Source organism: Pseudomonas sp. SWI36, assembly GCF_002948105.1.
Lineage (GTDB): Bacteria > Pseudomonadota > Gammaproteobacteria > Pseudomonadales > Pseudomonadaceae > Aquipseudomonas > Aquipseudomonas alloputida.
Map to the genome: position 1 here is coordinate 2,505,311 of NZ_CP026675.1, position 19,358 is coordinate 2,524,668.

Annotated in this window: 19 protein-coding genes; 9 read left to right on the forward strand and 10 right to left on the reverse strand. The window is 61.6% G+C overall.

Going from position 1 to position 19,358, the window contains the following annotated elements:
- Window positions 1-1,809, forward strand: a complete 1,809-nt coding sequence (gene oadA / locus C4Q27_RS12065) for a sodium-extruding oxaloacetate decarboxylase subunit alpha (RefSeq protein WP_020191103.1) — start codon at window positions 1-3, stop codon at window positions 1,807-1,809.
- Window positions 1,810-1,930: 121 nt separating this feature from the next.
- Here oadA and C4Q27_RS12070 read toward each other — a convergent pair whose 3' ends face one another.
- Genes C4Q27_RS12070 through C4Q27_RS12080 form a run of 3 tightly spaced genes read right to left on the reverse strand, consistent with a single transcriptional unit; the run spans window position 1,931 to window position 3,697 of the window.
- Complete coding sequence (locus C4Q27_RS12070; RefSeq protein ID WP_104886894.1) at window positions 1,931-2,602, reverse strand: GNAT family N-acetyltransferase; 672 nt, start codon at window positions 2,600-2,602, stop codon at window positions 1,931-1,933.
- Window positions 2,603-2,609: 7 nt separating this feature from the next.
- Window positions 2,610-3,056, reverse strand: coding sequence for a GNAT family N-acetyltransferase (locus C4Q27_RS12075; protein WP_003253286.1), 447 nt, complete (start codon window positions 3,054-3,056; stop codon window positions 2,610-2,612).
- A gap of 11 nt (window positions 3,057-3,067) precedes the next feature.
- Window positions 3,068-3,697 (reverse strand): FMN-binding negative transcriptional regulator, encoded by a 630-nt coding sequence (locus tag C4Q27_RS12080; RefSeq protein WP_010955832.1) that lies wholly within the window; start codon window positions 3,695-3,697, stop codon window positions 3,068-3,070.
- An 89-nt stretch (window positions 3,698-3,786) separates the two neighbouring features.
- Here C4Q27_RS12080 and C4Q27_RS12085 point away from each other — a divergent pair, with 89 nt between their 5' ends.
- The gene (locus C4Q27_RS12085; RefSeq protein ID WP_104886895.1) at window positions 3,787-5,316 is read left to right on the forward strand and encodes a PLP-dependent aminotransferase family protein; all 1,530 of its coding nucleotides are present in this window, start codon (window positions 3,787-3,789) and stop codon (window positions 5,314-5,316) included.
- Window positions 5,317-5,348: 32 nt separating this feature from the next.
- On the opposite strand, the gene C4Q27_RS12090 is transcribed toward C4Q27_RS12085, so the two are convergent.
- The 4 genes from C4Q27_RS12090 to aspA all read right to left on the reverse strand — a co-directional run bounded on the left by C4Q27_RS12090 (window position 5,349) and on the right by aspA (window position 10,437).
- Window positions 5,349-6,452: a polyamine ABC transporter substrate-binding protein gene (locus C4Q27_RS12090; protein WP_010955830.1), complete on the reverse strand. Its 1,104-nt coding sequence runs from the start codon at window positions 6,450-6,452 to the stop codon at window positions 5,349-5,351.
- Window positions 6,452-7,495, reverse strand: a complete 1,044-nt coding sequence (locus tag C4Q27_RS12095) for a histone deacetylase family protein (protein ID WP_064491875.1) — start codon at window positions 7,493-7,495, stop codon at window positions 6,452-6,454. The genes C4Q27_RS12090 and C4Q27_RS12095 overlap by 1 nt, the downstream gene beginning before the upstream one ends.
- Before the next feature lie 295 nt (window positions 7,496-7,790).
- A complete protein-coding gene (locus C4Q27_RS12100) occupies window positions 7,791-8,783 on the reverse strand; it encodes an AraC family transcriptional regulator (protein ID WP_020191297.1) in 993 nt (330 codons plus the stop codon).
- 229 nt (window positions 8,784-9,012) lie between these two features.
- Window positions 9,013-10,437 (reverse strand): aspartate ammonia-lyase, encoded by a 1,425-nt coding sequence (aspA, locus tag C4Q27_RS12105; protein ID WP_029380744.1) that lies wholly within the window; start codon window positions 10,435-10,437, stop codon window positions 9,013-9,015.
- Window positions 10,438-10,619: 182 nt separating this feature from the next.
- Between aspA and C4Q27_RS12110 the strand changes: the two genes are divergently transcribed.
- A complete protein-coding gene (locus tag C4Q27_RS12110) occupies window positions 10,620-11,537 on the forward strand; it encodes a LysR substrate-binding domain-containing protein (protein ID WP_003253299.1) in 918 nt (305 codons plus the stop codon).
- Here C4Q27_RS12110 and C4Q27_RS12115 read toward each other — a convergent pair.
- Window positions 11,529-12,155 carry a zinc-dependent metalloprotease family protein gene (locus C4Q27_RS12115; RefSeq protein WP_003253301.1) on the reverse strand — a complete coding sequence of 209 codons (627 nt, stop codon included), beginning with the start codon at window positions 12,153-12,155 and terminating at the stop codon, window positions 11,529-11,531. The two genes, C4Q27_RS12110 and C4Q27_RS12115, sit on opposite strands and share 9 nt — an antisense overlap.
- A gap of 270 nt (window positions 12,156-12,425) precedes the next feature.
- Here C4Q27_RS12115 and purE point away from each other — a divergent pair, with 270 nt between their 5' ends.
- The 4 genes from purE (at window position 12,426) to C4Q27_RS12135 (ending at window position 14,946) form a co-directional block, all read left to right on the forward strand.
- Complete coding sequence (gene purE, locus C4Q27_RS12120; RefSeq protein WP_003253304.1) at window positions 12,426-12,917, forward strand: 5-(carboxyamino)imidazole ribonucleotide mutase; 492 nt, start codon at window positions 12,426-12,428, stop codon at window positions 12,915-12,917.
- 10 nt (window positions 12,918-12,927) lie between these two features.
- Complete coding sequence (locus C4Q27_RS12125) at window positions 12,928-14,010, forward strand: 5-(carboxyamino)imidazole ribonucleotide synthase (protein ID WP_104886896.1); 1,083 nt, start codon at window positions 12,928-12,930, stop codon at window positions 14,008-14,010.
- Window positions 14,011-14,118: 108 nt separating this feature from the next.
- Window positions 14,119-14,364 (forward strand): GlsB/YeaQ/YmgE family stress response membrane protein, encoded by a 246-nt coding sequence (locus C4Q27_RS12130; protein WP_003253308.1) that lies wholly within the window; start codon window positions 14,119-14,121, stop codon window positions 14,362-14,364.
- Between the two features lie 48 nt (window positions 14,365-14,412).
- Window positions 14,413-14,946, forward strand: a complete 534-nt coding sequence (locus C4Q27_RS12135) for a DUF3299 domain-containing protein (RefSeq protein WP_177410004.1) — start codon at window positions 14,413-14,415, stop codon at window positions 14,944-14,946.
- Window positions 14,947-15,068: 122 nt separating this feature from the next.
- Here the strand turns inward: C4Q27_RS12135 and C4Q27_RS12140 are convergent, their stop codons facing one another.
- Together C4Q27_RS12140 and C4Q27_RS12145 are read right to left on the reverse strand one after the other, a co-directional pair.
- Complete coding sequence (locus C4Q27_RS12140; RefSeq protein WP_104886897.1) at window positions 15,069-15,965, reverse strand: D-hexose-6-phosphate mutarotase; 897 nt, start codon at window positions 15,963-15,965, stop codon at window positions 15,069-15,071.
- 71 nt (window positions 15,966-16,036) lie between these two features.
- Window positions 16,037-16,435, reverse strand: coding sequence for an acyl-CoA thioesterase (locus C4Q27_RS12145; RefSeq protein ID WP_003253317.1), 399 nt, complete (start codon window positions 16,433-16,435; stop codon window positions 16,037-16,039).
- A gap of 361 nt (window positions 16,436-16,796) precedes the next feature.
- On the opposite strand from C4Q27_RS12145, the gene C4Q27_RS12150 reads away from it, so the two are divergent.
- Together C4Q27_RS12150 and C4Q27_RS12155 are read left to right on the forward strand one after the other, a co-directional pair.
- On the forward strand, window positions 16,797-18,086 hold the full coding sequence (locus C4Q27_RS12150; RefSeq protein WP_014592874.1) for an MFS transporter: 1,290 nt from the start codon (window positions 16,797-16,799) through the stop codon (window positions 18,084-18,086).
- Window positions 18,087-18,322: 236 nt separating this feature from the next.
- The gene (locus tag C4Q27_RS12155) at window positions 18,323-19,321 is read left to right on the forward strand and encodes a phosphate ABC transporter substrate-binding protein PstS (RefSeq protein ID WP_010955820.1); all 999 of its coding nucleotides are present in this window, start codon (window positions 18,323-18,325) and stop codon (window positions 19,319-19,321) included.
- Window positions 19,322-19,358 lie beyond the last annotated feature (37 nt).

Sequence of the window (19,358 nt, forward strand, 5' to 3'; positions counted from 1 at the left end):
ATGTCCAAGAAAATTCACGTAACCGACACGATCCTGCGCGACGCTCACCAGTCCCTGCTGGCTACCCGCATGCGTACCGAAGACATGCTGCCGATCTGCGACAAGCTCGACAAGGTTGGCTACTGGTCGCTGGAAGTCTGGGGTGGTGCAACCTTCGACGCCTGCGTGCGCTTCCTCAAGGAAGACCCGTGGGAGCGCCTGCGCAAGCTGCGCGCAGCGCTGCCAAACACCCGCCTGCAAATGCTGCTGCGCGGCCAGAACCTGTTGGGCTACCGTCATTACAGCGACGACGTGGTCAAGGCCTTCGTCGCCAAGGCGGCGGTCAACGGCATCGATGTGTTCCGCATTTTCGACGCCATGAACGACGTGCGTAACCTGCGCGTGGCCATCGAAGCGGTCAAGGCCGCCGGCAAGCACGCCCAGGGCACCATCGCTTACACCACCAGCCCGGTACACACCATCGAAGCCTTCGTGAACCAGGCCAAGCAGATGGAAGCCATGGGTTGCGACTCGGTGGCGATCAAGGACATGGCCGGCCTGCTGACCCCGTTCGCCACTGGCGAGCTGGTCAAGGCGCTGAAGGCAGAACAGTCGCTGCCGGTGTTCATTCACTCCCACGATACCGCCGGCCTGGCAGCCATGTGCCAGCTCAAGGCTGTGGAAAATGGCGCGGACCACATCGACACCGCCATCTCCAGCTTCGCCTGGGGCACCAGCCATCCGGGTACCGAGTCGATGGTTGCTGCACTCAAGGGCAGCGAGTTCGACACCGGCCTGGACCTGGAGCTTCTGCAAGAGATCGGCTTGTACTTCTACGCCGTGCGCAAGAAGTACCACCAGTTCGAAAGCGAGTTCACCGCGGTAGACACCCGGGTGCAGGTCAACCAGGTACCGGGCGGCATGATTTCCAACCTGGCCAACCAGCTCAAGGAGCAGGGCGCCCTCAACCGCATGAACGAAGTGCTGGCCGAAATCCCGCGTGTGCGTGAAGACCTCGGCTTCCCGCCGCTGGTCACCCCGACCTCGCAGATCGTCGGCACCCAGGCGTTCTTCAACGTGCTGGCGGGTGAGCGCTACAAAACCATCACCAATGAGGTGAAGCTGTACCTGCAAGGTGGTTATGGCAAGGCCCCAGGTGTGGTCAACGAGCAACTGCGTCGCCAGGCTATCGGCAGTGAAGAAGTGATCGATGTGCGCCCGGCTGACCTGCTGAAGCCGGAAATGGCCAAGTTGCGTAGCGACATCGGTGCCCTGGCCCGTTGCGAAGAAGACGTGCTGACCTACGCCATGTTCCCGGACATTGGCCGCAAGTTCCTCGAAGAACGCGAAGCTGGCACCTTGACGCCTGAAGTTCTGCTGCCGATTCCGGAAGCCGGTGCCGTGGCTGCCCCAGGCGGTGAAGGCGTGCCGACCGAGTTCGTCATTGACGTACACGGCGAAACCTACCGCGTCGACATCACCGGTGTGGGCGTTAAGGCCGAAGGCAAGCGTCACTTCTATCTGTCGATCGACGGCATGCCGGAGGAAGTGGTATTCGAGCCACTCAACGAGTTCGTCAGCGGTGGCGGCAGCAAGCGCAAGCAAGCGACCGACCCTGGCCACGTGAGCACCACCATGCCAGGGAACATCGTTGATGTGCTGGTCAAGGAAGGTGACATGGTCAAGGCCGGCCAGGCGGTCCTGATCACCGAAGCCATGAAGATGGAAACCGAAGTGCAGGCGGCCATCGCCGGTAAGGTCGTGGCCATCCATGTGGCCAAGGGTGATCGCGTGACGCCGGGTGAGATCCTCATCGAGATCGAGGGCTGATTTAAGCCCTCATCTACAAGTGGTTAACCTCTGGGGAGCGGATGCTCCCCTTTTTTTGTGCCGGACTCACCCGCACCTCACAACGCGCATCCCTTGTAGGAGAGCTGATTCAGCACACCGCTCAACCTTTGCGGCACATCTCAAGGCTTTCCACCTGGCCACCTGGCTGCTGGTTCTCTTCACTCAACCACCGCTCAAACCCGGCAGCCACCGCCGGCCATTCATCATCGGTAATCGAATACCACGCCGTATCGCGGTTATGGTCCTTCACCACCAGGTGCTTGCGGAACACCCCTTCGTAGACGAAGCCGAATCGCTCCGCCGCACGTTTGGAGCGGGCGTTGGCGTTATTGCACTTCCACTCCAGCCGTCGATTACCCAGCGCGAAGCCCAGCTTGCCCAGCAGGTACACCGCCTCGGTACCCTTGGGCGTGCGCTGCATGGCGGCACCGAAGGCAATGTGGCCGATCTCGATCCGGCCGTGTTCAGGCACGATCGACATCAGGCTGAGGATGCCTTGGGCCTGGCCACTGGCGCGGTCGATGACGGTGTAGAAAAGCGGGTCGCGGCCAGCAGTGTTGCCTTCCAGCCAGCGGTCGAAGGCGACGCGTTCGGCGAACGGGCCGTAGGGCAGGTAGTCCCACAGCACCGGATCGGAGGCCGGCCCCTGCAGTGCCTCCCAGAGGTCTTCGCCATGGCGCCCTGGATCGAGCTTCTCCAGGCGGATGAAGCGGCCTTCAATGGGCTCGGCCTTGGGGGTTGCGGCGGGTTTCCAGTTCAATGCGTCTGTCATGTGCGGCCTACAAGCCTTTGCGGAATTGGATGAAGCCCGAGCGCTCGGCAACCTGCTGGTACAGGCTGATGGCGGTGGCGTTGGTTTCGTGGGTCAGCCAGTGCACCTTGATGCAGTTGTCGGCCTTGGCAGTGGTGTAGACGTGCTCGATCAACTGTCGACCAATGCCCAGGCCACGTTGCGTGCTGTCCACATACAGGTCCTGCAGGTAGCAGGAATTCTCGATACTCCAGTTGGAACGATGGTAGATGAAGTTGACCATCCCCACCGCCTTGCCGTCGACCCAGGCCAGTGCCGAATGGGTTGGCTCGCTGGGGTCGAGCAGGCGTTGCCAGGTGCTCAGGCTGACGGCATCGGCCAACTCGGTCTCGTAGAAGTGCAGGTAGGCCTGCCACAGGGCGTGCCAGGCTGCGTGATCTTGGGCCGTGACAGGGCGCAGGGTAAGGTTGGGCATGGGCTATTCCTTCAGAGTTGGCGCATGTGCGCCGCGAGTTGATTGTCCAGTTGATCGGGGCTGGCGCTCAGGCCTTCGCGCACACCAGCGATGTCTTGCCCGGAGCGGTTCTGGCTGAGCTTGCGCGCACCTTGCAGGCGCGCGATGGGCAGGCGGATGCCGACGATGGCGCGGAGCATGCCCTCGATGTAGTCGGCAGGGGCGTCGGTGACTTTCCATGGTTCGCTGCGACCCTGTTCGTGGCGGTCGGTCAGGCGGCTTACGATAGCCAGTAGCGGCTCGGCCTCATGGATAACTTCGGCCGGGCCATAAGCGTGCACCGCCAGGTAGTTCCAGGTTGGCACCACCTTGGGGTTTTCGGCCTTGCTTGGGTAATAGCCGGGGCTGACATAGGCATCGGCGCCGGGGAATACCAGCAGTGCTTCGCCGCCGTGCTGCAGGTCTTGCCATTGGCGGTTGGCCCGGGCCAGGTGGGCATACACGGTGCCGAAATCGCCCTCGGCGGTATCGACCAGCACCGGCAGGTGCGTGGCCAGAAGGCCCTGTTCGCCCTGGCTGACCAGAACGGCCAGGCGGGTGTCTAGCATGTGCTGGTGCAAGCGGGTGAGGTCGTGTTCCTGGTGCGGCTTACTGTTGTACATGGCGGGATCCTTGTCGAATGGTTCCATCCTAGGCAGGCTATTGGTTCTGGGTAAGATCCATTAATGCCTGTTTTCATAGGTCCAATATCATGCGCGAGTCGCCCCTCATACTGCCTTTCGACCCTGCCGGGATCGCCCTGGATCGCAGCCGCGGGCTTAGCCAGCAGCTATATCAGGCGTTGCGAGCGCGGGTACTGGATGGGCGCCTGAGCAGTGGTACTCGTCTGCCGGCTACGCGCGACTTGGCTGCCATGTTGGCTCTTTCACGCAACAGCGTGGTGCGCGCGTACGATCAACTGTATGCCGAGGGCTTCATCGAAAGCAGGGTCGGTGATGGCACCTACGTTAGCCGGCTGCCAAAACTGTCCACACAAGTATCCACAGGGTTATCCCTGGGCTTATCAACAGGTTTATCCACATTTCGTGAAGAAAATACTGAGGATTTATCCAGCGGGAGGCTTATCAGCGCGCCTCTGCAGCGCCTGAAAAACAACCATTTGCCACCGCCCAGAAGCGGTGCGCCGCGTGCTTTTCGCGTTGGTATTCCAGCATTCGACCTGTTCCCGTTTGACGTCTGGGCCAAGCTACAGGCGGGTTTCTGGCGCAACCCATCGCCTGCACAACTGGGCTATGGTGACCCCGCTGGCGAGCCGGCTTTGCGCGATCTGATAGCGGCCTATCTACGCCGCTCGCGGGGGCTGAGCTGTACGGCTGAACAAATTGTGATCACAAGCGGTGCGCAGCAGGCCATCAGCCTTTGTGCACAGCTGCTGCTGCAACCGGGCGACGGTGTGGCTGTGGAAAACCCAGGCTATCGGGCGGCCGCTCATGCCTTCACGCTAGCGGGCGGCCGGGTGTGTGGCGTGCCTGTGGATGAAGACGGGCTGGACTGCGGCCGGCTGGAACAGTTGACCGATTGCCGACTGACCTATGTCACGCCTGCACACCAATACCCGACAGGGGTGACCATGAGCCTTGCACGTCGCCTGGCATTGCTTGCCTGGGCTGAACGCAGTGACGGCTGGATCATCGAGGACGACTACGACGGCGAATATCGCTACAGCGGTGCGCCGCTGGCCCCGCTGGCATCGCTCGACCGGCACGGGCGGGTGCTGTATGTCGGCACCTTCGGCAAGATCGCCTTCCCGGCGTTGCGTCTAGGCTACCTGGTGCTTCCGTCGAAACTGGTGCAGGCCTTCAGCCAGGGCAGAGCTATAGCGGTGCGGCATTCGGAGGTCAGCAGCCAGTGCGTGATGGCCGAGTTCATGGCCCGTGGACATTTTCAGCGGCATATCCGCCGTATGCGCAAGGCGGCATTGAAGCGGCGCGATGTGCTCAAGGCCGGTTGGCCTGTGGATATTCCGGGGTTGGGTGCAATGCCGGAAGTGGCGGCTGGGCTGCATGTGAAGGTCGATGTGGATAACTTTGCTCGGGAGCAGGAGTTGGTGGCCAAGGCTGAGGCGGTGGGAGTGGAAGTGACGCCACTGAGCAATTTCTGGTTGGCGGACTGCGAGGTGCCTGTGGATAAGCGGGCGGGTCTGGTGCTGGGCTTCGCGGCGGTGCCGGAGGGCGAGATAGCCGAAGCCTTGATGAAATTACGCAAAGTCTGGAGAAAATGAAGGGGGGCTGCAAAGCAGCCCCCGGTTCAACATCACGTACCGGACTTTATCCGCGTCCAGGCGCGGGTCCTGGCCCGTTCGGCATTTCGCGTCAAAGGCTTGAGGGTATACAGCTTGGCCATCGCCTCTGCCGTCGGATACAGGTTGGGGTTGTTGCGAATCGTCGGATTCACCTTGTCGGTCGCATCCTTGTTCGGGTTCGGATACCCCACGAAGTCGCTGATCGGCGCAATCACCTCTGGCCGCAGCAGGTAATTGATGAACGTATGCGCATCCTCCGGGTTCGCAGCGCCCTTTGGAATCGCCAGCATGTCGAACCAGATCGGTGCGCCTTCCTTGGGCAGGCGCATGTCCACCACCACGCCGTTGTTCGCCTCACGGGCGCGGTTGGCTGCCTGCGAGAAGCTGCCGCTGTAGCCCACTGCCACACAGATGTCGCCATTGGCGATGTCTGCCATGTACTTCGAGGAGTGGAAGTAGGTGATATGCGGACGAATCTTCAGCATCAGTTCCTCGGCCTTCTTGTAGTCCGCCGGTTTGTCGCTGTTCGGCGGCAAGCCCAGGTACTGCAGCGCCAGCGGTAGAATCTCCGACGGCGAGTCGAGCAGGGCCACGCCGCACTGCTTGAGCTTGGCGATGTTCTCTTCCTTGAAGATCAGGTCCCAGCTGTCCACCGGCGCGTTGTCGCCGAGTGCAGCCTTGACCTTGGCCGGGTTGAAGCCGATCAGCACGGTGCCGTACATATACGGCACGGCAAACTTGTTGCCCGGGTCGTTAGCTTCGATCAGCTTCATCAGTGCCGGGTCCAGGTGTTGCCAGTTCGGCAGCTTGCTGCGATCCAGCGGCTGGAACACCCCTGCTTCGATCTGCTTGGCGAGGAACACGTTGGACGGTACTACCACGTCATAGCCGGAGTTGCCGGTCAGCAGCTTGGCTTCCAGCGCCTCGTTGGTGTCGAAGATGTCGTACACCAGCTTCACGCCGCTGTCCTTCTGGAAGGCAGTCAAGGTCTGCGGGGTGATGTAATCGAACCAGTTATATACACGCAGGGTGCGCTGCTCGGCTTGCGCATGCAGGGCGCCTGCGAACAGGGTGGCAGCGATGAATGGGGCGAGCAGACGTTTGAGTCGGACCATTATCGGGCTCCTGACTGGGCGCGCTGGAAGCCTTCCAGCACATTGACCGCGTTGATGCCGATTTCTTCCACAGCGTAGCCGCCTTCCATCACGAACAGGGTCGGCTTGCCGAGTTGGCCGATGCGCTTGCCCATTTCCAGGTAGTCCGGGCTGTCCAGCTTGAACTGCGAGATGGGGTCATCCTTGAAGGTGTCCACACCCAGGGAGATGACCAGCACGTCGGCGTCATAGCTGGCGATGCGCTTGCAGGCATCCTCCAGGGCTGCGCTCCAGGCGGCCCAGTCGCTACCGGCGGGCAAGGGGTAGTTGATGTTGTAGCCCTGGCCTGCGCCTTCGCCGGTTTCATCGGCATAGCCGAGGAAGAACGGGAATTCGTCCTGCGGGTCGCCGTGGATCGAGGCGAAGAGCACGTCGTCGCGGTTGTAGAAGATGTCCTGCGTACCGTTGCCGTGGTGGTAGTCGACGTCAAGGATGGCGACCTTGCGTCGGCCTTGGTCGAGGAAGGCCTGGGCGGCGATGGCGGCATTATTCAGATAGCAGTAGCCGCCCATCACTTCGCCGGCAGCGTGGTGCCCTGGCGGACGGCACAGGGCGAACGCGGCATGGGCGCCTTGCTGAATCGCTGCCTGGGCGGTCAGGGCAACTTGCGCAGCACTGTAGGCCGCCTGCCAGGTACCCGCGGTGATGGGGGCGCCGGCATCGAAACTGTAGTAACCCAGTTCGCCATGCAGGCCGGTCGGCTTGACCTGGCGCAGTGTGCGGGCCGGCCAGGTGAAGGGCAGCAGGTCACCCTCGTGGCCCAGTGCAGCCCAGCGGGCCCAGGCGCCTTCGAAGAAATCCAGGTAATCGGCGCTGTGAATGCGCAGCAACGGCGCACGGCCGAAGTCGGTCGGGCCCTGGATGTCGCCAAGGTTGCGTTTTTTCACCTGGTCGAGCACATGGTCGGCGCGCGAAGGCATTTCGAAACAGGGCATCAGCTTGCCATCGATCAGCTCGCAGCGGCCGTGGTGCAGGCGGTGGTCATCGGAATAGATCGTCAGCATTGTTGTTCTCCGGTGGGACTGGCGTGGGTCCATTGTCATGGGCTGATCAGCAGGGGAGAACGACGCAAACGGCCAAAAGGGGATCGATATGGCCAAGGTCTTTGGGCGGATGGGTGGTGACCTATCCGGCCTTTTCGCGGGTAAGGTAGTGGCGGCGACGGTGAACAGCCTTTGGACATTGGCAGGCAGGCCCGGCCCTTTCGCGGGTGAACCCGCTCCTACAATGGCCACCAGGGCGTCAGGGGTTGTGACACCCCTGTTGGAGCGGGTTTACCCGCGAAGAGGCCAGAACAGGTCAACCACGAAAATGGCTGGGCGCCACGCCACTCCAGCGCTGGAAGGCATGCCGAAAACTGGCCGTCTCACTGAACCCCAAAGTCTCCGCAATCCGGTAGATCGGCATCTGTTCATCGGCCAGCAACTGCTTGGCCCGCTCGAACCTCAGCTCGTCCAGCAGCTGTTGATAACTGCTGCCCAGCGCCTGCAAATGCCGGCGCAGGGTGCGCGAAGAGCAGTTCATCTGCCGCGCAAGCCCTTCCAGCCCGGGCGCTGCGTCCAGTTGCTGCGCCAGCAGCTGGCGAATCCGTCCCAGCCATGCCTGGCGACCGGTGAATTCAAGGTTCAGGCGCCGGCAGCGCTCGCTCATGGCTTTGTGAGTAATCGGGTCGGCCAGCGGCAGCGGCATATCCAGCCATCGCCGTTCGAAGGCAAAGGCATTGTCCTCGGCGGCGAAACCGATCGGGCATTGAAACGCTCCGGCATAGAGCGCGTGGTAACCAGGGCGAGGGTGTTCGAAGCGTGCGCCAAGCAGCGGCAACGGGCGGCCAAGCAGGTCGTCACAGATGACTTTCAGCGACACCAGGCAGAACTCGGCGTTGAAAGCGCTCAGCGCCGGGCTGTCCTGGTAATCGCTGGCGCTGAACCAGACACGTTGGCCGTCGTCGAGCAAGCGCAGCTTGAAGACTGTTCCCAGCAGTGCCGGATACTGCAGCGCCAGGCGTAGGGCGTCACCCAAAGTGGCACTGGAGAGCAGCGCGTAACCGAGCATGCCGTAGCACGACACGCGCATGCGCTGGCCCAGTTCCAGGCCAATGTCCTCGCGCCGGGCCACAGCATTGGCGCAAACCTGCAGCTCCTGCTGGGTGGTGATGCGCGCATCGGCATGCCCCAGGTCTGCCGGGCCAATGCCGCTGCCGGCCAGCAACGCCGACGCCTCGCAACCGTCTGCCTGGAAGACGTTGAGGATCAGCGAAACTGCGTTGAGGGTGGTCAGGTGGCTGTGCAGCATGCTGGGTAATCCCGTTGGACTGGGACGCATTATGGAGCAAGTTGTGTGCCGATATCCGAGGCTGCAGGCAAACCACATACCCTGCCGGCGCGCCGGGTGTCGCAAAGGCCTGCAAAGCGCCCTCTAAAACCTTCAGGCAAAAAAAAGGCCCGAAGCAAGCGCTCGGGCCTTGGAAAGGTTGAGAGGTGTCTAGTCCCTCGACCTGGTGAGACTGTTTACAGCGGCCTGATTACGCCTTCAGCGGAACCAGACGTGGAGCGATCATGTTTTCCGGACGCAGGATGTCGTCGAGCATCGCGTCGTCCAGCAGCTTCTCTTCGCGCACCAGTTCCAGTACGCCGCGGCCGCTTTCCAGGGCAACGCGGGCGATACGGGTGGCGTTCTCGTAGCCGATGTACGGGTTCAGTGCGGTAACCAGGCCGATCGAGTGCTCGACCAGTTCACGGCAGCGCTGTTCGTTGGCGGTGATGCCGACGATGCAGTGCTCGCGCAGCATGTCCATGGCGCGTTGCAGCAGGCGGATCGAGTCGAAGATCTTGTAGGCGATCAGCGGCTCCATTACGTTCAGCTGCAGCTGGCCACCTTCGGCGGCGACGGTCAGGGCCAGGTCGTTGCCCATGATGGCGAAGGCCACTTGGTTCACAGCTTCTGGAATAACCGGGTTGACCTTGCCTGGCATGATCGAGCTGCCTGGCTGACGCGCTGGCAGGTTGATCTCGTTGATGCCGGTGCGCGGGCCGCTGGACAGCAGGCGCAGGTCGTTGCAGATCTTCGACAGCTTGACCGCGGTGCGCTTGAGCATGCCGGAGAACAGCACGAAGGCGCCCATGTCGGAGGTGGCTTCGATCAGGTCGGCAGCCGGTACCAGCGGGTGGCCGCTGATGGTGGCCAGGCGCTGTACGGCCAAGGCCTGGTAGCCAGGGTCGGCGTTGATGCCAGTACCGATGGCGGTACCGCCCAGGTTGATTTCGGTCAGCAGTTCCGGAGCCAGCGAGCGCAGGCGCTGCAGGTCTTCAGTCATGGTGGTGGCGAAGGCGCGGAATTCCTGGCCCAGGGTCATCGGTACGGCGTCCTGCAGCTGGGTACGGCCCATCTTCAGTACGTGGTCGAATTCTTTACCCTTGGCAGCGAAGGCCTGGATCAGGCTATCAAGGCTGGCCAGCAGCGCGTCGTGACCCAGCAACAGGCCCAGGCGGATTGCGGTCGGGTAGGCGTCGTTGGTCGACTGCGCCATGTTCACGTCGTTGTTAGGGTGCAGGTACTGGTACTCACCCTTCTGGTGGCCCATGGCCTCCAGCGCAACGTTGGCAATGACTTCGTTGGCGTTCATGTTGGTAGAAGTACCAGCACCGCCCTGGATCATGTCTACCACGAACTGGTCGTGGAAATCGCCTTTGATCAGGCGGGCGCAGGCTGCGGAAATGGCAGCGTGCTTGGCATCGCTCAGGTGACCCAGCTCACGGTTGGCGTCGGCAGCGGCCTGCTTGACCATGGCCAGGGCCACGACCAGCTTCGGGTAGTGCGACAGCGGAACACCGGAGAGGTGGAAGTTGTTGGCAGCGCGCAGGGTCTGGATGCCGTAGTAGGCATCTGCAGGAACTTCAAGGGTACCCAACAAGTCTTTTTCGACGCGGAACGATGCAGCAGAGGACATGATGTATATCATCTCGATTTTGACCCGGCACATGCCGGAATGGCGCCAATCCTAGGCCTGAAGGTGTTTTTGCGGCCAATGCTATTGCACGCTAACCTATGCACAAACGGCATAGTGTTTCATGTGACGCCAATTGATATTCGAGCGTGTTCCATTTTGGTGCGCGCCGGGAGATGTGCTTCGTGAACCTTGAAAGCAAATGGCTGGAAGACTTCAGTGCTCTGGCCGCTACCCGCAGTTTTTCCCAGGCCGCAGAGCGGCGTTTCGTGACCCAACCGGCCTTCAGCCGGCGCATTCGCAGCCTTGAGGCGGCGTTAGGCCTGCAACTGGTGAACCGCTCTCGCACACCCATCGAGCTGACCGAGGCAGGTCAGCTATTTCTCGTCACAGCGCGTACTGTTGTCGACCAGTTGAGCGAAATTCTCCGCCATTTGCATCACTTGGAAGGCGGGCAGGGCGAAGTGGTGCAGGTAGCTGCGGCACACTCCTTGGCGTCGGGTTTCTTCCCCCGTTGGGTGGCCCAGCTGCGCAACGACGGTTTGAACATCGCCACCCGCCTGGTTGCGACTAACGTCGGAGATGCTGTGCATGCACTGCGCGAAGGCGGCTGCGACCTGATGCTGGCGTTCTATGACCCGGACGCGGCCTTGCAGATGGATGCCGAGATCTTCCCGTCGCTGCACATGGGCACCACTGAAATGCTGCCGGTGTGCGCCGTGGATGCCGATGGCAAGCCGTTGTTCGACCTGGAGGGCGAGGGCAGTGTGCCGTTGCTAGCCTACACCGCCGGCGCATTCCTCGGCCGCTCGGTCAACTTGCTGTTGCGCCAGCGCAACCTGCGTTATACCACCGTCTACGAAACCGCCATGGCCGACAGCCTCAAGAGCATGGCCCTGGAGGGCATGGGCATCGCTTGGGTGCCGCGCCTGTCGATGCGTGGCGAGCTCGAACGCGGTGAACTGGCGATCTGCGGCGGTAGCCAATGGCATGTGCCGCTGGAAATCCGCCTGTACCGCTGTGCTTTGGTGCGTAAGGCTAACGTCCGCTTGCTATGGCGCAAGCTGGAGTCGTCTGGCGCACAAGGTGAAGCGTCAATTTGAGTTGTATGTCAGGTAATCAGTGATATTTGCACGATTCCTGTCGCTGTAGCGGTAGCAGTTGGATCGTGCCGGTACACGGGGGTGCGTGTACGTTTCGCACACCCAGCCATTGAACTTCAGTTCGGCGTCTTCATGCGTGGCGCCTAGCAGATGGCCAATTTCATGAGCGGCAGCACCGTATGCGGCCACAGAGGCAATGGCCGTTTTCTGCTTGAAATAGGCCAAGCCGGCGTTGTAGTTCAGGCCGCTATGATCGTAGCTGTTGCGAGTGAGCAGGAGATGTTTGTCCATGAGTGAGTAGAGCCGGTGTCGCTGTTGTGCATACACCTGCTGGCTGAAAGCTTCCAGGAGCTTTTCGGACGGCATTCCTGCATAAGCAATATCGGTTATGTGTTTTACATTGCGTTGAAATATCACTTCGATGGGATGTTGGCTGAAACGGCGCATTTCGTTCAGCCAATGCTGGAAGAAGTCTTCGTTCAATTGCCCGTCGTGCATATCGGCCAGGTCGTCGTGCACATAGACGGTGACGGTGAGCGAGTGGGCCGCCGAAGCACTTGGCAATTGCAAGCTGAGTACCAGGCCAAACGAAAGTGCGAAAAAGCATGGAGTTTTCATGTAGACGTACCAAAGTGCGCGAGTTAAGGGCTGCGAGCGTGCAGCACTCGTCGACCCCGAGGCAGCAGGAAAAAGTTGTCCCACGAGACAGCTTGCCCTTTGATCCGGCATGTGCTTGTAGGGGTGGGCGGCCAGCCTTTAAATACGTTACAATCCCGCGCCTTCGGCCGACCTGGTCGATTCAGAATCCGTATGACAAGCCACGCCGGCCCACCTGCGTGGCTTGTTGCTTTTAGCGCGCCAGAAGGCGCTTGCAGGAGAGGCTCGACGATGAGTGCACTGGTTGGCGTGATCATGGGCTCCAAGTCCGATTGGTCCACCCTTAGCCACACCGCCGATATGCTGGAAAAACTCGGCATTCCCTACGAAGTGAAGGTGGTTTCCGCCCACCGCACCCCGGATCTGCTGTTCCAGTATGCCGAGGAGGCTGAGGGCCGTGGCATCGAGGTGATCATCGCCGGTGCCGGTGGCGCAGCCCACCTGCCAGGCATGTGCGCCGCCAAGACCCACCTGCCGGTGCTGGGCGTGCCGGTGCAGTCGTCGATGCTGTCGGGCGTCGATTCGCTGCTGTCGATCGTGCAGATGCCTGCCGGTGTACCGGTTGCCACCCTGGCCATCGGCCGTGCCGGTGCGGTCAACGCTGCCCTGTTGTCGGCCAGCATTCTGGGCGCCAAGTACCCGCAGTACCACGCGGCGTTGAAGCAGTTCCGCACGGAACAGACCGACACTGTGCTGGACAACCCAGACCCGCGCCAGGCTTGAGGCTCAACCCATGAAGATCGGTGTAATCGGTGGCGGCCAGCTGGGCCGCATGCTGGCCCTGGCGGGTACCCCGCTGGGCATGAACTTCGCCTTCCTCGACCCGGCACCGGACGCCTGCGCTGCGCCCCTGGGCGAGCACCTGCGTGCCGACTACGGCGATCAGGACCACCTGCGTCAGCTGGCCGACGAAGTCGACCTGGTCACCTTCGAGTTCGAAAGCGTCCCGGCCGAGACCGTGGCCTTCCTCTCGCAGTTCGTGCCGGTATATCCCAGCGCCGAATCGCTGCGCATCGCCCGTGACCGCCTGTTCGAAAAGAGCATGTTCCGCGACCTGGGCATCCCCACCCCGGCCTTCGCCGACATCCTCTCGCAGTCCGATCTGGACGCCGCAGTGGCCAGCATCGGCCTGCCGGCCGTGCTGAAAACCCGCACCCTGGGTTACGACGGCAAGGGCCAGAAGGTGCTGCGCACGCCAGAAGACGTGGTGGGTACCTTCGCCGAGCTGGGCAGCGTGCCATGCCTGCTGGAAGGCTTCGTGCCGTTCACTGGCGAAGTGTCGCTGGTGGCCGTGCGTGGCCGCGATGGCGAAACCCGCTTCTACCCGCTGGTGCACAACACCCACGAGAGCGGCATCCTGCGCTTGTCGGTGGCCAGCCAGGCACACCCGCTGCAGGCTCTGGCCGAAGATTACGTCGGCCGCGTGTTGCAGAAGCTGGATTACGTTGGCGTGATGGCCTTCGAGTTCTTCGAAGTTGATGGTGGCTTGAAGGCCAACGAAATCGCCCCGCGCGTGCACAACTCCGGGCACTGGACCATCGAAGGCGCCGAGTGCAGCCAGTTCGAGAACCATCTGCGTGCCGTGGCCGGCCTGCCACTTGGCTCGACCGCCAAGGTGGGCGAGAGCGCGATGCTCAACTTCATCGGTGAAGTGCCGGCCGTGGACAAGGTTGTCGCCATCGGGGACTGCCACCTGCACCACTACGGCAAGGCCTTCAAGGTTGGCCGCAAGGTAGGACACGCCACCCTGCGCTGCCCTGACATGGCCACCCTCGAGCGCAAGATTGCCGAAGTAGAGGCGCTGATCAGCAACTGATCGGGCTTCGAATCGAACTTCTGCAAGCGGCATGCCCTCTGAATGTGGCAACAAGCCGAAGCCCGTCTAGGCTTTGGCTTGTTCCAACTTCACTGCAGAGGGATTGCCATGGGTATCATTGGAACCATCTTCATCGGCCTCATCGTCGGCCTGCTGGCCCGCTTCATCAAGCCGGGCGATGACAGCATGGGCTGGATCATGACCATCCTGCTGGGTATTGCCGGCTCCTTGTTGGCTACCTATGGCGGTCAGGCGCTGGGTATATACCAGGCTGGGCAAGCGGCGGGCTTCCTTGGCGCGCTGGTCGGTGCCGTGGTGCTGCTGGTGATCTACGGATTCATCAAGAAACGCTGATTACTGGTTAGAATGCTCGGCAATTCATTCGAGTTGCCGAGCATTTTCATGCGTGCCTTTTTCCTCGTCCCCTTGCTGTTGGCCAGTACCCTGGCCCATGCCGAACTGCCCGAAACCGACTGGCTGGAGCTGATGCCCAAGTCGGACCAGAAGGCGCTGGAACAAATGCCTGAAATCGACCACAACTCGCCGGAAGCCATGGGCACCTTTACCGCCAAGGGTGGCCTCAAGCAGAGCAAGGGCCTGCCTGCGGTGATGTACTCGACCAAGACCGTTGCAGCCATGAATGGCAAGGATATCCGCCTAGGTGGCTACCCTGTGCCGCTGGAGAGTGACGCCAAGGGCAACAGTACGTTGTTCTTCCTGGTGCCGTACCCGGGGGCGTGCATCCATGTGCCGCCACCGCCGCCGAACCAGCTGGTGCTTGTGCGCTACCCGAAAGGGTTGAAGATCGACGACATCTACACACCGCTGTGGGTCAGCGGCAAGCTGAAGGTGGAGAAGGTCAGCAATGACCTGGCCGACGCGGCCTATGCGCTGGATGCGGGGAAGGTGAGGGTGGTGGAAGACGCAGACCTTTGATAATTGCCCCGGCCTCTTCGCGGGCTTGCCCGCTCCCACAGGTAACCCACAATTTCGAGGCTTGTGGAGAACCTGTGGGAGCGGGCAAGCCCGCGAAGAGGCCGGTAATAAAAGAGCAGGGCTCAGATATTTTCACAACCGATCTGGACGCCCAGTGAATGACTCGCCCCAGGCTTCAACTCCACCAGGTCATCCCACACATTCGCCGTCTCGATGCACAGCATTCGCTGCCATCCATCGTCAGCCATGTCCGCCAGCTCCTTCGCCCGCTCGGTCCACGGGTTCCAGATCACCGCCGAGCGCGAGCCGCTGCTGGCCAAGGTAATCCGCCGATTCCAATGCGGGTCGACGATGCTGAGGGTCTGCGGGGTGTTCAGGTAGATCCGGTCCGTCTCCCCGGCAAACATCAGTGCCCCTTGCTGCTGGCGCTGTTCCCAGTTCGCCAGGGTCTCGATATAACCCAGCCCGTCGACACCCTCGACCCGCGTCTGGCGCACATCGCTGACCGCGAAGTAGCTATGCAGGGCCTGGCTGATGGTCACGGGGGTATTGCCCATGTTGCGGCTGGTCAGGCTCAGTGTCAGGTCTGCGCCCATCTCCACCACCAGTTTCAGCTCGACATCATGGGGCCAACCGGGCAGGTCGCCCCGCGCTTCAGGCAGTTCGAACTCGATCCGCAGGGTTTCGCCCACTTCCTCGATACCCAGCAATTGCCAGTCACGCGTGCGCGCAAGCCCGTGGGCAGGCGCCGGTGTTCCCTGGTACATGGCCTGGACGGCTTGAGGGTTGCGCTGCAGGTTGCCAAACCATGGCCAGCACACCGGTACCCCGGCGCGTACCGACTTGCCCTGGCGGAAGATGGCCTGGTCGCTCAGCCACAGCAGCGGCGGTTCGCCTACCTGCTGGTAGCTGAGGACCTGTGCGCCCTGCTGGGCGATCAGGAGTTCGGCACGGTCACTGCTGATACGCCAGCAGTTGAGTTCGCCATGTTGCTCGGTTACGACCTGAAAGGTAGCCATTGCGTTCTTCTCATTGATTGCCAGTGGGCCTTGGACCCGGGCAGATGCAATGAGTTTACCGCCAGCGTGGCTCAGCGACGAGGCACCGAGCGGGTACGACCACTGCCGTCGATGGCGACGAAGACGAATACCGCTTCGGTGACCTTGCGCCATTCGCTGGACAGCGGGTCGTCGCTCCACACCTCGACCATCATCTGGATCGAGCTGCGGCCGATTTCCAGGGTCTGGGTATAGAAAGACAGCTGTGCGCCGACCGCGACGGGCACCAGGAAAGCCATGCGGTCGATGGCGACGGTGGCTACGCGGCCGCCGGCGACACGGCTGGCCATGGCCGTGCCTGCCAGGTCCATCTGCGCAACCAGCCAACCGCCGAAAATATCGCCAAACCCGTTGGTTTCTCGCGGCAATGCGGTGATTTGCAAGGCCAGGTCGCCTTGCGGGATTGGATCTTCTTGTTCGAGCTCAATCATGCGATGGGGCCTCTGACCCGTGACGCTTTTCGTTGGTGTGGCGCAAAGGCCGGGTAAACGATTCAGCTTGAAACATACTACGCCGATTTCGTTTCACTGGGCGGCCGTAGGGAAACTCTGCGAAACCGCCTGACAATAGTGACCGGCGTTTTCGCACAACATCCCACGTTAGGAGCAACATAATCCTACGAATTGCCAGTATATAGGGCATAACGGCCAGCGACGACCGCGCATTCACGAATATCTGTGTGGATTTTGTATCGCTTTCGGCGTAGCTCGGCAATTTGCTATCTTCGCCTGTCTCCAATCCAGAAGCCGCGCGCCAAGCGGCCTGCATGCCCTACAAAGAGAACAACGAGCGATGACTTCCGTGCCCAGCAGTATCGAGCAGCCCTCGCGGCCGCTGACCCGCAGCGACTACAAGACCCTCTCACTGTCCGCCCTGGGCGGTGCGCTGGAGTTCTACGATTTCATCATCTTCGTGTTCTTCGCCACGGTGGTGGGCAAGTTGTTCTTCCCGGCCGACATGCCCGAGTGGCTGCGGCTGATGCAAACGTTCGGCATCTTCGCCGCCGGCTACCTGGCGCGGCCGCTGGGCGGCATCATCATGGCCCATTTCGGCGACTTGCTCGGGCGCAAGAAGATGTTCACCCTGAGCATCTTCATGATGGCCCTGCCGACCCTGATCATGGGCCTGCTGCCGACGTATGCGCAGATCGGCATGTGGGCACCGATCCTGCTGTTGCTGATGCGCGTGATCCAGGGCGCGGCAATCGGCGGCGAAGTACCGGGCGCATGGGTGTTCGTCTCTGAACACGTGCCGGCTCGCAACACCGGCTATGCCTGCGGCACCCTGACCGCCGGCCTGACCGCCGGCATTCTGCTGGGCTCGCTGGTAGCGACCTTGATCAACAGCGTGTACAGCGCGGAAGAAGTGGCTGACTACGCCTGGCGTATCCCGTTCCTGCTTGGCGGTGTGTTCGGCCTGTTCTCGGTGTACCTGCGCCGCTGGCTGCACGAAACCCCGGTGTTCGCCGAAATGCAGCAACGCAAGGCACTGGCCGAGGAGTTGCCTCTGCGCGCCGTGCTGCGTGACCACCGTGGTCCGATCATCCTGTCGATGCTGCTGACCTGGATGCTTTCGGCCGGCATCGTGGTGGTCATCCTGATGACCCCGGCGCTGCTGCAGAGCATCTACCACATCAGCCCGACCGACTCGCTCAAGGCCAACAGCCTGGCCATCGTGTTGCTCAGCTTCGGCTGTATTGGTGCCGGCAGCCTGGCCGACCGCTATGGTGCGGGCCGGGTGTTCGTGATCGGCAGCCTGCTTTTGCTGGCCAGCTCCTGGGTCTTCTACCATAGCCTGCCGACCCGTCCCGAGTTGCTGTTCCCGCTGTATGCCGTGACCGGCCTGTGCGTGGGTGTGATTGGCGCGGTGCCTTATGTGATGGTCAAGGCATTCCCGGCGGTGGTCCGCTTTAGCGGGCTGTCGTTCTCGTACAACGTGGCCTACGCGATCTTTGGCGGGCTGACGCCGATGGTGGTGACCGCACTGCTGAAGGTGAGCCCGATGGCGCCTGCCTACTACGTGGCAGGCCTGTGCGCCGTCGGTCTGGCCGTGGGCCTGTACCTGCTCGCCAACAAGCGCTGATCTGCGCTTCGGCTACTGGCCTCTTCGCGGCTAAAGCCGCTCCTACAGGGTTTTGCACAAGCCTCAAGGCCGACACCAAACCTGTAGGAGCGGCTTTAGCCGCGAAGAGGCCAGACCTGCTTCCCGTGATGGCCTTTCATCCAATTGTCACAATGAAGTCATATCGTATTCATGCGGCCTGCCGATACTTGGGCCCGTTCCATCCAACACACCAATATTCCTGCTAGGAGCAAGGCATGAAACTGAAGCGTTTGATGGCGGCCCTTACCTTTGCCGCCGCTGGCGTTGCAACCGCCAACGCGGTAGCCGCTGTCGATCCTGCGATCCCGACCTACACCAAGACCACTGGTGTTTCGGGCAACCTCTCCAGCGTTGGTTCCGACACCCTCGCGAACCTCATGACTCTGTGGGCCGAGGCCTACAAGAAGGAATATCCGAACGTAAACATCCAGATCCAGGCTGCCGGCTCCTCTACCGCGCCACCCGCGCTGACCGAAGGCACCGCCAACCTCGGCCCGATGAGCCGCAAGATGAAGGACGTCGAGCTGCAAGCCTTCGAGCAGAAGTACGGCTACAAGCCGACCGCCATCCCGGTCGCCGTCGACGCCCTGGCCGTGTTCGTGCACAAGGACAACCCAATCAAGGGCCTGACCATGGCTCAGGTCGACGCCATCTTCTCCTCCACTCGCCTGTGCGGTGGCAAGGCCGACATCAAGACCTGGGGTGACGTCGGTGTGACGGGCGATCTGGCCAACAAGCCAATCCAGCTGTTCGGCCGCAATTCGGTATCGGGCACCTACGGTTACTTCAAGGAAGAAGCCCTGTGCAAAGGCGACTTCAAGCCTAACGTCAACGAACAGCCTGGCTCGGCTTCGGTCGTGCAGTCGATCAGCTCCTCGCTGAACGGCATCGGCTACTCGGGTATTGGTTACAAGACCGCCAGCGTCAAGACCGTACCCCTGGCCAAGAAAGAAGGCGGCGAGTTTGTTGAAGACAACGAAGCCAACGCCCTGAACGGCACCTACCCGCTGTCGCGCTTCCTGTACGTCTACGTCAACAAGGCGCCGAACAAGCCTCTGGCCCCGCTGGAAGCCGAGTTCGTCAAGCTGGTGCTGTCGCAAGCGGGCCAGCAGGTGGTGGTGAAGGATGGCTACATTCCGCTGCCGGCCAAAGTCGTCGACAAGACCCTGGCTGACCTGGGCCTGTCGCACACCGGTAACGTTGCAAAGAAGTAAGTAATTAAGAAGAGGCCGGTGCCACTGCCCGGTCTCT

Bases quoted from the DNA above. Each gene is read 5' to 3' on its own strand.
- C4Q27_RS12150 (WP_014592874.1), top strand. From the start codon at position 16,797: ATGACTTCCGTGCCCAGCAGTATCGAGCAGCCCTCGCGGCCGCTGACC.
- C4Q27_RS12155 (WP_010955820.1), top strand. From the start codon at position 18,323: ATGAAACTGAAGCGTTTGATGGCGGCCCTTACCTTTGCCGCCGCTGGC.
- purE (WP_003253304.1), top strand. From the start codon at position 12,426: ATGAGTGCACTGGTTGGCGTGATCATGGGCTCCAAGTCCGATTGGTCC.
- C4Q27_RS12070 (WP_104886894.1), bottom strand. From the start codon at position 2,602: ATGACAGACGCATTGAACTGGAAACCCGCCGCAACCCCCAAGGCCGAG.
- C4Q27_RS12115 (WP_003253301.1), bottom strand. From the start codon at position 12,155: ATGAAAACTCCATGCTTTTTCGCACTTTCGTTTGGCCTGGTACTCAGC.
- C4Q27_RS12100 (WP_020191297.1), bottom strand. From the start codon at position 8,783: ATGCTGCACAGCCACCTGACCACCCTCAACGCAGTTTCGCTGATCCTC.
- C4Q27_RS12125 (WP_104886896.1), top strand. From the start codon at position 12,928: ATGAAGATCGGTGTAATCGGTGGCGGCCAGCTGGGCCGCATGCTGGCC.
- C4Q27_RS12095 (WP_064491875.1), bottom strand. From the start codon at position 7,495: ATGCTGACGATCTATTCCGATGACCACCGCCTGCACCACGGCCGCTGC.
- C4Q27_RS12075 (WP_003253286.1), bottom strand. From the start codon at position 3,056: ATGCCCAACCTTACCCTGCGCCCTGTCACGGCCCAAGATCACGCAGCC.
- C4Q27_RS12090 (WP_010955830.1), bottom strand. From the start codon at position 6,452: ATGGTCCGACTCAAACGTCTGCTCGCCCCATTCATCGCTGCCACCCTG.
- C4Q27_RS12135 (WP_177410004.1), top strand. From the start codon at position 14,413: ATGCGTGCCTTTTTCCTCGTCCCCTTGCTGTTGGCCAGTACCCTGGCC.
- C4Q27_RS12145 (WP_003253317.1), bottom strand. From the start codon at position 16,435: ATGATTGAGCTCGAACAAGAAGATCCAATCCCGCAAGGCGACCTGGCC.
- oadA (WP_020191103.1), top strand. From the start codon at position 1: ATGTCCAAGAAAATTCACGTAACCGACACGATCCTGCGCGACGCTCAC.
- aspA (WP_029380744.1), bottom strand. From the start codon at position 10,437: ATGTCCTCTGCTGCATCGTTCCGCGTCGAAAAAGACTTGTTGGGTACC.
- C4Q27_RS12130 (WP_003253308.1), top strand. From the start codon at position 14,119: ATGGGTATCATTGGAACCATCTTCATCGGCCTCATCGTCGGCCTGCTG.
- C4Q27_RS12085 (WP_104886895.1), top strand. From the start codon at position 3,787: ATGCGCGAGTCGCCCCTCATACTGCCTTTCGACCCTGCCGGGATCGCC.
- C4Q27_RS12140 (WP_104886897.1), bottom strand. From the start codon at position 15,965: ATGGCTACCTTTCAGGTCGTAACCGAGCAACATGGCGAACTCAACTGC.
- C4Q27_RS12080 (WP_010955832.1), bottom strand. From the start codon at position 3,697: ATGTACAACAGTAAGCCGCACCAGGAACACGACCTCACCCGCTTGCAC.